This window comes from Paenibacillus litoralis, assembly GCF_046244365.1.
GTDB lineage: Bacteria > Bacillota > Bacilli > Paenibacillales > NBRC-103111 > Paenibacillus_V.
Genome location: NZ_CP176395.1, coordinates 5,862,381 through 5,877,805 on the forward strand (window position 1 = coordinate 5,862,381; position 15,425 = coordinate 5,877,805).

The following is a 15,425-nucleotide window of genomic DNA, read 5'->3' on the forward strand; positions in this document are numbered from 1 at the left end:
CCTCCACATGATCCCGGGGCTTTCTGCCGTTAACGCCATCTAATATTTCTCCGCCGAAGACGGACCGGTCAGCTCGTCGAGCGGAATTTCCAGCACGTTGGATTCCGCGAGCGGAATGTTCTTCGTATTGATTTGCCGGACTTGAAAGGTCAAGCTGAATTTCTTGTCCGTCAGTTCCTTTGGGACCTCGATGACGAGCGTATCCGCGGATATGTTCGAAGGCGTCAGCTGGACTCCGTTCACAATGGCATACACCCCGTCGAAAAAGTTTTTGCCCTTGATTTTCAGCACGAGCTGCTCGGAGTCCGCTTCGTACATTTCCACTCCGCTAATCCGAACATCCGTAAACTCACTGTTGAAATCCGACAACGGGTAGGCGGCGATCAAATCCAACCCGGTAAGCTGCTGCACATACTGCTTCCCGAACAGCGTATCGTACTGGAGCTCTTGGTAATGCAGCAAATCCTCCCGAAGCGATTCCTCCGGCGCGGCGGTAAGCCCGTAGTTCGAATCCACGACAAGCCCCTTAAGCAATCCCGGCGTTTTGCCGTACAATTGATAGTCGAACGCGAAGATCGGCGGCATTTCCATCTGCAGCCGGTTTAAGACGTAAGAGCCGAGGAACGAGCTGCTGATAACCGGCAAGCTCTCCTTCTCCTGCGCTTGCTCATAGTTGGACCAAACGACGAGCGGCGTGCTGTGCATCTTCTTCAATTCCTCCAGTGACCATTCCGCCGAGTTGCCCGAACCGACGAAGCCCGCCTGCCGGTACACGTCGTAATCGTAGCCAAGCATCGGCAAATGATCGCCATAGAACACGATCATGGTAGGCTCCTCCAGAGCGGTAAAATGATCGATCAGCATTTTCAGGCTTGCATCCGCATCCCGCGCGCCTTGAACGTAGGTTTCCAGCTCGTCGCGCGCGGCATCCGTCAAATTGCCCTCGGCCTTGATCGGCTTGCCGTCATAGCGCCAGGATTCGTAAGGGCCGTGGTTCTGCATCGTAACGGCATAAATAAACATCGGCTGCTCCGACTGCTCCACCTGGCCGATGATCGCTCTCGACACTTCGTCATCCGCAATGAAGCCGCCTTTATATTCCGGATTGGTGAAAAACTCCTTGCTCATAAAGCTTTGAAAGCCGAGCTGCTTATATACCGTATTCCGGTTCCAGAACCAGCCTTCGTAAGAGTGAATAGCCATGCTCTTATAGCCTTGGGTACCGAAGAAGCCCGCAAGGCTTGGCGTGGGCCTGCTGATGTATTGCTGATACGGCATAGAGCCGGATGGCAGGTTGCTCATCGAATTGCCGGTCAGCACCTCGAATTCCACGTTGCTCGTGCCTCCACCGAATTGCGGGGACAGCAAGGAACCGGATGTAGCGGACTTCTGAAGCGCGTGCACCGTCGGCAAAGGGTCCTCGCTGAAGGTTACCCCGGGAAGAAGTGTCGGATCCCAGAACGACTCGTTCATGACGAAAATAACGTTCGGCCTATCTTTACTCAGAACGGCGGCGCCGGCTGGCGAGGAAGTCTCGGGATTCGCAATCAGTCCGGCTGCGATTTCTTCCATGCGGCTTTGGCTGTAGCCTTGCGGCTTCGGTACGATCGCATTTTTGACGTTCATGGCAAAGGCGAGCGTAACGCCGTTCACCTCGTAATTCTGCGACTGATTCCAATTGATATCCTGAATGCCCATGCGGGCTTGCAGATTTCCTGTCAATGCCGGCTTGTAGGATAACGAGAACAACAGGAAACAGGCGAAAAGCCCGAGCATGGCCCGGTGCGCCAGCGGCAGCGACAGTCTAGGCACGATCAGCCGAAGGGCGAGGCACGCCAGCGCGACGGCAACGACCGCTCCCAGCCGATAATATGCCGATGTCTGCGCAACGAGCGGCAATATGTTCATGCCTTCCTTCTTCAGAAGAATGTCCCAAGGCATGAACGGCTCGCCGATCAGCTTGATTTTGTAATAGCTGATTAAGGATGCGACCAGCAAGAGCAGCGTCGTTACGGACACGCTGACCATCAGGGAGCCTAAGAGGCAGTATACGAACAGCAAGATAAGGAAATCGAAAATGACATTCATATAAAAGGACGACGTGTTGGCGGAAGCCCAGTCGACTACGCTTGAGACGGATCCCCGTTGAATACATTCAACGCCGATGGCCAGAAGCACCGACGCCGCGGTCAAAATAAGGAAAGCGGCAACATAGGTTCTGGACCGGCTGGCCGCCGTATAAGCGGATATTCGAAGCTGAATCGCTTTTCTGCTTAGCATCTTGCTTTATAACCTCCTATTCCAAGCGCATTTACAAATACTTAAAATCATTATAAAAACCGAATTTTAATTTCAGATTAGAAATCGTTTAATTATTACTTAAATTTACATATTTTCAATTAATGTGTGTGAAAATAAAAAAAGACCGTCCGAATAATCATCGGACAGTCCTTTTGTTGGGCTTCCCATTTCGCGGACTTATTTGGCCGGTTGGGAGCAGAACCGCGACGAAAACGACGAAATAACGCCCACGAAATCCGCTAAAGCTCCGGACGGGGCGACTCGCCGGGCAATAAGAACTTGAAAGTCCGCTATCTCGCCCTGCGCTCGGTCAGTTGCCGTTTGCCAAAAAAACGCGCCTGATCGTCAGCCAAGCGCTCTAGTCTTTTCAACAGGCGGACCACTCTTTGACATACAACAAAAAAAACCGGACGGCGACTGGCTCCGGTCCGGTTGATAGCTTCCTTTTCCTATGTCCTCAATATACTTTTTTCTTTCTATCAACCAGATTCTCACGAAATCTATATCATACAGTTGGAGTACGAATCTATAGCTGAGGATTGATCGAAGCCTCTTTCCGGCAAGTTACCCGAATGCTGACCCAGCGCCGCTCTCTTCTGATTAAACCAGAAAAAAACCTGACGTAAACCGTCAGGTCTTAGTATTACAACATAGATGGAAAAAAGACTGTACTTGCTTTGCAGGATTTCCTCGTTCTCCCTGCGGCTGATACAAGCAGCACTGACCATGTTTTGTTTCTGCCGGTGCCCAGAGCGATACCGCACTCATGGAGGGGATGATGATCGCCTTATTTACGCTCTGCTTGATTTTTCAATCCGTAATAGATAATATCCGCAATCTGTAAATAACCCGCTTCTGCCGGATGCACACCGTTGCTCTGCCTGATGACGGGGCTGGAATTTCGAGAATTGACCGCTTCCTCAGAGGTTTCCATACTGTGTACCGTATCCAGATTCACATACGCAGGAATGAGCGTTATCCCTTCTCCGGCACGTTGAGAGAATCGTTTAAGGATGGCTGCATTCCACAAAAGCAAATTGCGCTTAAATCTCTTCCTTGTTTGCCCCGCCCCGTAGTTGTACCCAAAGCTATCCTGAAACCGCGATGGAGGAATCGGCATTATCAAATGGATATGAATAACAGAATCGAAACGGCGAATATCCTCAAACATAGCTTCAAGCATGGCAAAATGCCGATCGATGATACTCTCGGCCTCATGATCGGCCGTAGGATGAAAGATATCATTAATGCCCAGAAAAACACCTACGTCCGTGACACGATCGATGTTATGGGTATTGATATAATGCTTGAATGAAAAAGCGCCGTCCGTCACGAAAGGACTTTCCTGATCGATAAAAAACCTGCTGACCGTCCATCCGCCACGCCCTTCGTGTACATTCGGATAGGAGCCCCGTGCACCGGCTAACGAATACGGCATGTCATCCCGAGCAAACAGCTGCAGCAGCTCCTGCGTATAGCGGCCCGCTCCGGTAATGCTGTCGCCGATAAACAAAATACGCTTGGCATGTCTGGATTCTTGCTTGTCACGGACATGAATTACCGTGTCCGCCGCACTCAAACGAACGCCGTGATCGTCGTGAACCTCTATTCGCAGATTGTAATCTCCCGGCTTATCCGGTACGGCTGTCCAACGTTCATTCAAATGCCGGCCAATCTCGCAAACGGCTGCAAAATCGTATCGATCGGCATTGCCCGCGATCAGGTTATCGAAGTAGATATTGATCTCGCTGCCTGTTTCCGCGGGAATCCGAGGGGGCAGCACTAGCTCGTAAGCTTTCAAGCTATTCACTCCATCTCACAATATAGTTGACTACCGTCCAGAGTAACCATTTTCTGTAACTCGATTACTGAAATCGTATCACTTACTTCTCTAGTGTACAAGGAAAATCGTCGATTCTATGCCGGAGCAATGGTTGTCACTGTCCCGTCGGAACCGCGCACCTTAAGAGCGCCTCCGTGCGCGTATATATACACGCCGCCGACCGGATTCGTCGAAGGTTCGGCAGCGACATTGGCGACGAATACGCCATTCGTTTTATCGACAGTCAGATTGGCTGTACCGCCTCCCATATAAAGGCCAAACTGTGCTCCGGGTGCAGGCGCATAACAGACGACACCCTTCGGCAATTCCGTCCCCGTTCCTGTCCCCTGAATGACCACCTTCCCAGAAGCAAACGCGCCTAAGGTCGTATTGGCTGCCGGAAAATAACCAAAGGAAGCACTTCCCAAGTTGCTGGCATTGGACCCAGCCTTTGCTCTGAATTGCGAGCTCGCGGAAGTGCCGTTATTTGTGTTCGTATTTTGAATCAGGCTTGCCGAATTAAACGATATACTTTGTTGAAGCGATCCAGGGTCCGCAGGTCCAAAATTTTGCTGATCGATGCCAAACTGACCGGCGGTTGTGCCGTTCCATCTGAGCTTACCGCCCGCCGAAATGCCCATTCTCCATTTAATTGGATCTGAGTACGGATCTTGAGAATAGATGGTCAGCGCATTTAAAGCCGCTCCGGCCGTATTCGAAACAGCCAGTGTACCGAAATCATTTGTTTTCGCTTGATCGATCGCAAATCGTTGACCAACAGTGCGCAGTTGATTGCTGGAGGCCAGAACGCCGTTATACATGATTTCCTGCGCGTTCGGATAGGAGTAGGTCCCCCCAATGATTTCATTATTGCTTGCCTGATAGTATCCTGGAGGGCCGTCGAAGAAAAACCTTACTGGAAGCGTGAATCGAACGGTGCTGCCGGTAGTAGTAAATGTTTGCGGACTTATGTCGCTGGGCGAAGTAGAAAGCTGGAACGAACCGGATGTGGAATTGATAACATAATAAGCTTCTCCATTGGTCAACCCGGCCGGCGCAGTTGCAGATGCGAGCACAACTTTATCCCCATTATTAAATGTCCTGTAGGTAGGCTGCGAGAACGAGTTGGAAGGACTTGGGGTCGCGACAACGCCAAACCAGTTGCCATAATTGCCTGGGGCTTGATCCGGTACGAGTCCGGCTTCCCAGCGGCAATGATCGAATAAACAGTATTGAGCGCCGTTGGCGTATACATGATATTCGCTCGTGTACCCTTCAAAATCGGTGCCCCTGAATCTTACGTTCGTAATGGTGGAGACGCCTGTGCCACTAAGGACAACATGCCGCCACCCGGAAGTTCTGACCCCATACACGGTTCCTACTTGCTGTACGGAACCGCCGATGAAATCCAGTTCGTTGCAGAACGAATCGTTTATAGGACCGGTTGGCTGAATCAAATAGGCGATTTTACTATTTAAGATATAGCCCCCATAAATTCGATTATAGACATTCCCTCTCCCGATGGAATCGTAATGCTGCCCTGTTTCGAAATAATAGATGCGGCCTGGATAAAGATCGCAGCTCCACACATTCGCGATACGTATCCCTTTGCTGCCTGCCGTCAGCACAGGATTTAACGGCTTTTTTAAATCCGGCAGCGTAATTATAGCGTCGATCAGAACATTGCTGCTATCCGTACCGCCGATTGTGACTGCAGTCCCGGCGAAGTTATCCGGATACAGGAATACCGCTCCGCGTGCTTCCAGATGACAAAACACGGTGAACGGTTGACTGACGTTGTAGGTACCTGGCGGGATAATCAACTTGGCTCCAGGCGATTGGTAAACGGGGTTGACTGCCGCATTTTTTAGCGAATTGCAATAATCCAGCGCCGCCGCAATGGCTGCCGAATCGTCCGTAACCCCGTCGCCAGTCGCGCCGAAGTCTTTCACGCTGACGGTCTCGCGCAAGCGGTCCCCGACTGTCCGCACCGGCTGATCGTCGGTATAGCGGAAGTTGACGCAATCGGCATCGATGGTCGTTTCACAGCCTTCGCCGCCGTAAACCGATTCGGAGACGGTCGATTCTCCGCCAACCGCTTTGGCGACAGAGCTCGAAAACAAGCTATTGGCCGCAACCGCCACACCCGCTGTTCCGAGCGTGGCGAGCAGTGCTCTCCTGCTCATTTTCTCATTGCCAGGGGCTTGCGGTTGGTCATTGCGCGGCAAAATCTCTTCATGGCTGGAATTACCGGATGGATGGGTCATAGAATAAATGCCTCCTTAATGGTAATCGTTGGCGGAATAGCCAAACGGATTTCTCACAATAGTAAGCGCTTACAATTCCTGTAATTCATAACTTCCGATCCCATAGGGGAGACGCATCCGTGTATGATCCACGCTGCCGATCAGGTCAAAATAGGTTCGACAACGACTTTGGCGTAACCCCGCCATTCGAGTAGACTAATGTTGCAAGGCAGCAACAGCCGATTTTTAAGCAGGGGGCGACTAGCGCCCCCAATCTTATAGCTTAGTCCGCCAGCTTATACAAGGAGAAATCATCGATATAAAGTCTGGTGGTTGTATTGAAGTTTCTTAGCGCTACACAGACTTGTAACTGAGCAGGAGCAACTCCGTTATAGTCAGGTTTGACCTCGAAAATATACTCAAGCTTTTTCCACTTTCCGATCGCCCAGGAGAGAGGCATGTTGTCGGTACGCACATCGGTGATCTTCGTTCCTCCGGATTTGAGAATGTTGGTCCAGAACTGAATCGTGCCTGTCGTAGTGGCATCGGCTGGCAAGTAGTAGTACAGGACGGCTTTATACTTGCCTGGAGTAATTCCCGGGTTGGTGTATTGATAAGGTCCGGCAGCCGACTGGACTCCGCTGGTCACAAGGCTATAAGTACCTGTGTGAGCGTACTCGTAAGTCCGTTGTGTGACCGTAGTTCCCCAGGAACTCCACGAGGGGATTACATTAGGTGTTTGCGGATTGCCTAACTCAAACGATGAATTTTGGAAATAATTTGCCGACTCTACTAGATGAACAGGCCTGAAGCTGTCATCCTTCCAGGGCGCTCCGCCGCCCCAGCCTAAAAATTTGGTCGACCCGTGATAAGCTCGGAAGAAGAAGCCCATCAGCGTTTTGGTCTGAGCCAGATCGACGCCAATGCTGGAGAATGGAATGACCTGAATCGTATTCCAGCGGTCGGTTCCGATTTGTGCGCTTGCTTGCCATTGAGTACTCGGATCTGGCGTTGGGCCTTTCTTGTAGACAAACTTGACGGCGTTCGGATTGGTGAAAAATCCTTTATAGCCTGCTGTCACATCGCCAGTCACATAGGTTTCGACGGAATCGTCCTGGCCGCTTTTCCACCAGTTATTTGGCGCTTCGGTGCTCTTAATCAACTTGTTCGTTGTCACTTCACTGTCAAAGTTTTCATATCCGACATACAGGTTCTCGTTATCCCACAATAAGTACACTTTCGTCTCCGCAGGCGGGGCGGTGTTGGAACCCATAACGGTAAACTCGGAGAACGGAATCGCTGCTGTCCACGGTCCTTGACTGAAATCGAGCGATTGCAAAATAGTCTCTTTGCTTGCCGTTGTTTTAACCGCAGATGCGGAAAGATTCGTGTAAGAATCAATTCCACTCAAGACGTTGTAGAAACGTTGTCGTACGTTTCCGTTTGCAGGTTCCGTATCGACATAACGTTGTACAGCAGCAATAAGTGCTTTTTGTACGCCATCCCATGCGCCAGCGTAAATATCTTCTTTGAGCGTTCTGTCAAGAATAAGATTGCCGGTGAAGCCGCTTAATACATTTTTCCGTTTTTTGGCCATCGCGTAGCTTTGTTCGATATCGTCCAACATCGCCATTGCGGCTTGTTCATTCGCAGGCGTGTTGACCGTTCCTTTCTTCGGATAGCTTAGCGCCGAGGCTTCATAGTACTCAAATGTACGGAGGAGCAGCTGGGCACGAGTCTTCTGCTTGCCTGCCCCGGCGTTGGCAACGGCCAGTTCCAGCAAGCGACGGCTCTCGGCCATGTCTTCCTTCGTCACGATTTCCAGATAGCTGTGATCGAACAGATTCAGGTAATTCCGCTTATTTGTTGCGTTGAGCCATGCCTGATACCAGCTTGATTGGAAGATGCGCGTCGTCCAGAACGTCTCCCAATACTCATAGTACTGCTTCAGATAGGGAGCTGCTGCTGTGCCAACCGCTCGCACATACCATTCGTTCGTCAATTCGTTGACATTCAGATCCGGATTCCATTGCAATTTGGCCGATACCCATGGTTTCGGGCCTTCACCGAAGTTAGGATACAACTCCGCGACATGAGCAATTACTTTGTGATCTTGAGCGTATTTGTAGTTTTCTGCCATTTGTTGTATGTACATACGAGGCAGATTGTACGGCGCTCCATATAAATATTCGTAAAATCCAATATTTGTCGCCTTCTCTTCCCAGCGGGCGGTCTGTCCTTTTCCGGCCGTCTCGTGTTCCGGCAGTACCCAGGTCATACGATCATCCGTGATAAACGGAATGACGCGAGGGTTTAATGGTTCGGTCGGCGGGTCATAGACGTTTAAATAGGCCAGCAATCCAAAATATTTATCGGGATATACAGCCAAAACGCCTTCAGCTACTTGGTTAACCCAGGGATAATAGACGTCTGACATATTCATTACACCCATTGAGTTTAACTTCCCTGGATATTTTGGATGATTCGGATTGGATTCACAAAAGTTATCTTGTTTGTCGTTAATGCCTAGCGAGTAAGATCTTGCAGCAGGATTTTGATTAAAATATTGGATAATTCTCGCGATCGCCGCTTGCGCCGTCTCATCCGTAAAACACGGCTGCCAATCGTAAGGATCGGTAGGAACAACCCCGTTCGGATAATATTCCGGATGATCGGCAAAAACAGCAGGATCAAACAAGACGTTCATGTTATGGTGGAAATTAATCGATTGCTGCATACGATTATCTCTACTCCAGTCGCCTTGAATAGCCATCCCGAAGAAATGTCGGGAAATTGCGGCTGGTTCATCTTTTACCAGTTCGAAGGGGACCGTCAGATTTGCTGTCAGCGGCACATCCTCGCCGTCAGCTCCAGGCAGCAACCAACGAACGCCAACATAGCGTTCAAGGAATTCGTCAACGCCATACTCCGTACCCCAAGCTGTCGGCCCAATGATAGAAATCGATTGCTCATGAGGCCACATGACAAATCCGTGATCGTCTAGTCCTTGCAGCTCGCTCGTGATCGCGGTTTGTGTCTGAGGCGCTTTCGTTCCGACATAAATGCGTACTTTATTGTCATACTGGTTACCGGACTGGCTAAGCTCCGTCGTCGTCAAGACGGGTAGAGTAGCGTTTGTCGACTTCTTGACATACGCCGCTAATTTATTGGCTGCCGCTTTGGTCTGATTATCGGCGCTTGGTTCCACGATAATTAGAGACTGTACCAGGCCATTCGCCACAATACTCAGGTTCGGCATATGTTGAAGGGTAATGTTAACGGCCGCCGTTCCGCCGTTCGTAACCTGGAAGGGACTCGATTGGTACGGAGCATATGCCGCTTTCGTTACGGTAACCGTATGACTGCCGGCAGGCACATCGTGGATCGCATAAGCGCCTGCGCTATCCGTAACAGCCGACAGGGAGGTACCCGTCACCTGGACGTTGGCACCCGCAAGCGGCGCGCTGGCCGTGTCGGCTACATAACCGGCTATGCTGCCAAGCTCAGGCGTCGGCGACGTAGTTGGTGTCGTAGTCGGTGTAGGTGTTGGCGTCGTAGTCGGTGTCGTAGTTGGCGTCGGTGTCGGTGTCGGTGTCGGTGTCGGTGTCGGTGTCGGTGTCGGTGTCGGTGTCGGTGTCGGAGTTGGCGTCGGTGTCGGAGTTGGACTTGCCGTCGGTGAGGGCGTTGGGTTCGGCTCCTCCCCTTCCCGCATCGTTTGAACCGCTTCCTCCAGCAGATTTTTTGCGGTTTCGGTAATATTTTTCTGCATGCCCTTGTTGGAAAGATGCTTCAGGAAATCGTCTATCTTCTTGCCGGCCTGCTGGATAGAGCCTTTCTCCAACTGATGTTTGGCTTGCCGCAAGCTGTTTTCAAGCTGCGTGGATAGCGGATGCCGCACATCGCCGGATGCGACCAGCTGGTCCAGTAGTAGCAATACCGCATTGATCTGACTCAGAGTCGGACTATCCGGTGTTTGAGCATCGGCATTCCGGGCCAAGCCTACCATTGGAGCGAGGGCTATTGCTAAGGCCATCGTCCACAGCATCCATTTGCGTTTCAACATGTCTCTCCTCCTCAATTCGAAAGTTCCCATGACCGAACAATAAAACGCTTTCATTTCCTGCATTAAAAAAGGAGTCGAATTCTACTACATAGCACAAAATGTTGTTCTGGATCCAACCAACCTAGACAGCGGACACAGCCCACATGCTTTTATGCTCCCTGGAATCCCCCCTTTCGTCGGCAAAGGCAATCCCTTACCGGGCCCGACCGCACGTTCGTACCATTCATTCAGCAACTGGTCGCCGAAAACCCATGTTCTGGAGGCATAATGAGGCAAAGGAATGCTATTCGTTGGGCAAGCCTCACTATTTCTAACCACAATCCCATGTTATGGCGAGTTAATGAGTCAAACGCAACTAATAGTGAGGTAATTGCAGCATCATCCCGCGAGTTCCTCACCAGAGCCATTTGTTGCTGACGAACGCCGTAATGCATCGCCTCTCCCAACCTTGCAAGCGCTTGCGGTTTATGAACCGGCGAAACGCGATGCATTTTCGCGCGAGTCCGCCCTTATGTCAATCCCGTAAGCTTTGTCTATATTGCCCGGGGGTGATGCCGACCATTTTTTTGAAATAGCGAATAAAGTTTTGCGAATTTTGAAAATTGAGCTGCTGCGCAATGTCCGAAATCGTCAAATCCGTATGCTCGAGCAGCTCCTTCGAGACGTTGAGCCGATGCTGGGCGAGATAGTCGCTGAAGCTCATGCCCGTTCCTTTACGAAACACCCGGCGCAAATAATCGGGATGGTATTTTAACTGCTCCGCGCATGTTTCCAGCGTAAGATCTGTTTGATACTGCTCGTGAATCATTTTGCGCATCTGCTCGGTAATGATGTAGTATTGCTTCTGCGACTGCTCTTCCCGCCATTGAATAAACGGCAGGAGTACTTTCCCGACGATCCAGTTCTCGATTTCATCCAGGGAGTTGAGTTCGAACAGTTGATCGAAAATCGTCTTCTGGTCGTTCAACAGTTGGGACAGAAACTCGTCGGAATCGAGCGAGTCGGTCAACAGCGTGACGAGCAAACGCACTAAGTATAGCTGCAGTTCGCGGTAACTGACGTTGGCCTCCAGCAAATAGCGGGAGATCAGCCGCAAGTTCTCTCTCGCCTGCTCGAAATCGTTCTCCTCGATCGCTTTAATAAGCGCTTTCTCCAGCGCCGCAGGATATTTGACCCGGATAATCCGATCGGGCGTCAAATCCTCGAAGAAGAAAAGCGATTGCTCGATGATGACGCTTTTTTGCTTCAGCGCTTCCGTTGCTTCCAGATAGGCGCGGTTCGCTTCCTTCAACGAATGAATCGACCGGCTGATCCCGAATATGGCATCCAGCTCCAAATAACGTTCGACGGCTGCGTGGATCATCACGATCAGCGAGTGGACATAGTCGCGAAATTGCTCAGGCGTCTCGTGCATGCTGCCGATAACGACAACCTGGCTCTGGCCGATTGTAACGGCAGGCAGGCTATTGGAAGCATGGATAAGCTCGCCCATTACATTTTTCACGGCCATCATCATCAGATCGCGGTCGCTTTCCTTATAGCGCGAGCGTTCCCAATTGCTGATTTGCAAGGACACGACGCAGAATTGCTTCCATTCCGTGTTCAACTCGTAATAGGCGAATTTGACTTCCGCTTCCGCAGGATTGACCTCGCCAATCAGCAGCTTGAACAGGAACAGCTCCCGCAATTGGCTGACCTGACCTGCGATAAATTCGTCCTTGCCGTGCTGCGTCTCCATCAGCGCTTCCAGACGCGCTTCGATCAGTTCAATTTCATTATATTTGTTGTCGGCCTGCGAATCGGACAGACGGACAGCCGAATCGTACAGCTTGCGTATCGGTTTGTAAAACCGGCGGTTCATGGCCATCGCGATCAGCAGCGTAAGCAAGAGAACGAGGAAACAGGTTAAAAACATCGTATTCCGAATCGAACCGGCATCTTTGGCGATTTCGGCATTCGAATATACCGAAATGTAGTACCAGCCGTTATACGACGAGCGATTGACAACCGCCAAATGCGAATCGTCGAATTTGAACGTTGCCGGATTGCCTGGCTGTACCGTTTCCTTAATCTGAGCGGCAAAATCGTCCGGAAGCTGTTTCCATCCCGAGGAGAACGATTCCGAAGCCGCCAAAATATGCAGATCGGCGTCGATCATCAGCTTCGCATCGCGATTGCCGCCGGAGGACAGCCGGCGCTCGATTTCGTAACGCGGAATTTGTACGCCCAGTATACCGGTCGGCTTCATCGCGTGGAGCGGCGTTCGCTTCATCAGAATAACGGCGGCAATATCCGACTTCGACTGCGCTCTGTTTTCCGCCGCTGTATTGGCCTGTTGCGTCACCCAGAACGACTTTTCGCTCCGTTCGGAATAGCCGACGTAGCGGTCGCGATCCGGATGCTCGCTAAGCAGGAACGCTCCGTGGTCGTCGAGCAGCCAGCCTTTGACGAAATTGACATAGAATACATTGCTGATTCCCATTTCCAGGGTTTGCAGCCGGTATAATTGCGAGCTCAGCTCGTTAAACGACTGAAAGCGGCTGCTCGAATACTCCCACTCGGTCGCGTCCTGCAACAAAGTCGCGTTAGCCAATTGCGTAAGGGAGAAATCGATGGTCGTATACAATTGCTCAAGGCGCATCTGCGTTTCCGTGAGAAGCTGGCTGTTGCGCTGATTGACCTGGTTCGCGACCCGATCCATAAATAAATAGTAAGAGAAGCTGCCTAAGGCAAGCACGGGGATCGCTCCCACCAAAATGCTGATTACCATAAGCCGCACTAACAATCGCGGGGGTCTACGCTTCATGACAACCACCTCCTCACGGATGCATAATCGATCCGCACGGGCACAGGATTCACCCGCGCGGATACAGAGTCGAAAAATTTGCTTACGACGCGCTTTTTACGCCGATGGTTCAATTATCTCAATCGCGACGGCTGTATGCAAACCGAACGGCGGCACGACAAATGAGATGCGGCCAGAAGACTTGCTGACCGCAAGCTCGGTTCCGTCCGGGATTAACCGGACGCTGCTGGCATCGAGGCGCAGCGAAACCTCGACTTCCCCGACCGGATGCACCTCTTCGATGAACACCTTCGAGCCTGCCGCCGTTTCTTCACGCACATTGACCAGATGGAGGATGACCCGCGATTGTCCGGGCTGCCGCATCACGTTCACTTCAACGGACAGCGGCGCGCGCACATCGATTCCCGGCTCCGGATTCAAGACTCGCAGGCCGTTCACATACACGTTGCGCAACCACGGTGAGCCGCTGCTCCAATATCCTGCCTCCAGCGGCAGCGGGATGTACATACAGCTTCCTTTGCCGTACGCGTTTACCACAACGGATGGATAAGGCGTCTCGGCTGCCGGATGGGCGTGCTGATGGTACACATGGCGGTGCACCTTCGTCTCAACGGCCGGCTCCATCAGTCCCGCCAGCTTCGTCCCGGTTGTCGGCGACACCTTGAGCGTAGGCAGCGCCGGGGTTTTCAGCAGCAAAGGCATATCCGGGACGTTCTCGGCCAGCGCTCCATCAAGCGAATGCAGGTACGAAACGCCATACAACCACATGTCAAGGAAGTCGGCGCCGAATACATCGCTCAGCCCGAAGTTGTCGCTGCGCTCTCCGTTTGCTTGATACAGGGAGGTACGCCCGCTTGCCAGCAGCTTGCCGCCGCTTCGCACATAATCGCGTATGATCGCTTGCAGATCTTCGCTCACATACGCTTGATCCGGCAGGATCACCATTTCGTACCGGCCGATATTCGCCGCCAGCCCGTCTTCGTCGAGGAAATCGAAGTGGATATGCCCTTCCGTCAAGATTCGGTGCACGCCTTGCAGCGTCGCGTCCAAACTGTGCGGCAGCGCCGACGCTTCCAGCATCCGCTTGTTGCCGATGCTGAACAGCACGGCAACGTTAGGCTCGCTGACCGCCTCCAGCAGCCACGGCTCCAGCGACTGTACCCAGTCGTTGGCATGCTTGACCGCCTCCATGACCGGCTGCGGCACGTTGCCCTTCAAGGCGCCGGACGGATAGGCGACATGGCCGAAGCTGATCGAGCCGCCGTTCGCCACGGCGATCGCCGCCGTCGTGCGCAGCGTTTCCGGCGGCGCAACTGTCCACTCGCCCCAGCTCCCCATCTCGCTTGGCATCATCAGCTCGAACGGCTTGCCGAACGACCGTTTCCAGCGTGCGAGCAAGCTGCCGTACATGTAGTGCGGCGGATGGAACTCCGAGGTGAAATAGTCCGCATACCGGTCCGCCTCCACTTGGCCGAACCGGGGGTCGCCGGCATGATTCCAGCCGATCAGAAAGTCCGGACGGATCGCCTTCAGCCCGTTCGCCGCATCGCGCAGAAACCGGAAGCGAATATCGCGCTGGAACGATTGCCAATGGGCCATTTCCTTCGTCCCTGGGACCGGCGCCGTCGGCGCCTCATAGCCGAACCGGTTGCGATAAGCCGCGCGGCAGTATTCGCAGTGGCAGCAGTTGTCCCATACATACGTGATGTCGAAGAAAAATCCGGCCACCTCGTAGCGTTCGGCGATTTCACGCAGCTGTCCGTATACGTAATCCCGGTAAGGCGAGTTCATGCAGAGCAGATCGTAGAAGCCGAACGCTTCCTTGATCGGCGTCTGATCGGCGGCCCGCTGCCGGTAGTCCGGGTTGGCGGCGGCGACATGGCTGTTTAGCCCGACATTATAGTAGGCGATGATGGCGATGTTATGCTTTTTGGCCTCGGCCACAGCTTCGGCGAACAGGTCGCCGTCCAGCTTCACGTTCTTGTGACCGATCTTCGTATCGAAGTAGCTGTTTCCGAACGCGTCCTTGGTCATAAACGTAATCGTCTGCATACCCGCCGCGGCTGCGGCCGCGAAGTAATCCGCAACGTTCAGCCGCACCTCCGGAACCGCTTCCCCGGCATGGAAATCAAACAGTCCACGGCGTATCGTCTTGCGGTATAACTGGTTGTTCATCCGTGATCACTC

At 52.3% G+C, this 15,425-nt stretch carries 6 protein-coding genes; all 6 read right to left on the bottom strand.

Annotated features, from left to right (window positions below):
* Positions 1 to 39: 39 nt before the first annotated feature.
* Positions 40 to 2,280, bottom strand: a complete 2,241-nt coding sequence (locus ACKGJP_RS24905) for an LTA synthase family protein (protein ID WP_409341484.1) — start codon at positions 2,278 to 2,280, stop codon at positions 40 to 42.
* Between the two features lie 808 nt (positions 2,281 to 3,088).
* Entirely contained in the window at positions 3,089 to 4,102 is a 1,014-nt protein-coding gene (locus tag ACKGJP_RS24910) for an SGNH/GDSL hydrolase family protein (RefSeq protein WP_409341485.1), read from the bottom strand.
* Positions 4,103 to 4,218: 116 nt separating this feature from the next.
* On the bottom strand, positions 4,219 to 6,390 hold the full coding sequence (locus ACKGJP_RS24915; RefSeq protein WP_409341486.1) for a glycosyl hydrolase family 28-related protein: 2,172 nt from the start codon (positions 6,388 to 6,390) through the stop codon (positions 4,219 to 4,221).
* Positions 6,391 to 6,652: 262 nt separating this feature from the next.
* Positions 6,653 to 10,432 (bottom strand): DUF4838 domain-containing protein, encoded by a 3,780-nt coding sequence (locus tag ACKGJP_RS24920; protein ID WP_409341487.1) that lies wholly within the window; start codon positions 10,430 to 10,432, stop codon positions 6,653 to 6,655.
* Between the two features lie 514 nt (positions 10,433 to 10,946).
* On the bottom strand, positions 10,947 to 13,238 hold the full coding sequence (locus ACKGJP_RS24925) for a helix-turn-helix domain-containing protein (RefSeq protein ID WP_409341488.1): 2,292 nt from the start codon (positions 13,236 to 13,238) through the stop codon (positions 10,947 to 10,949).
* Between the two features lie 96 nt (positions 13,239 to 13,334).
* Positions 13,335 to 15,413 (bottom strand): beta-galactosidase trimerization domain-containing protein, encoded by a 2,079-nt coding sequence (locus ACKGJP_RS24930; RefSeq protein ID WP_409341489.1) that lies wholly within the window; start codon positions 15,411 to 15,413, stop codon positions 13,335 to 13,337.
* Positions 15,414 to 15,425 lie beyond the last annotated feature (12 nt).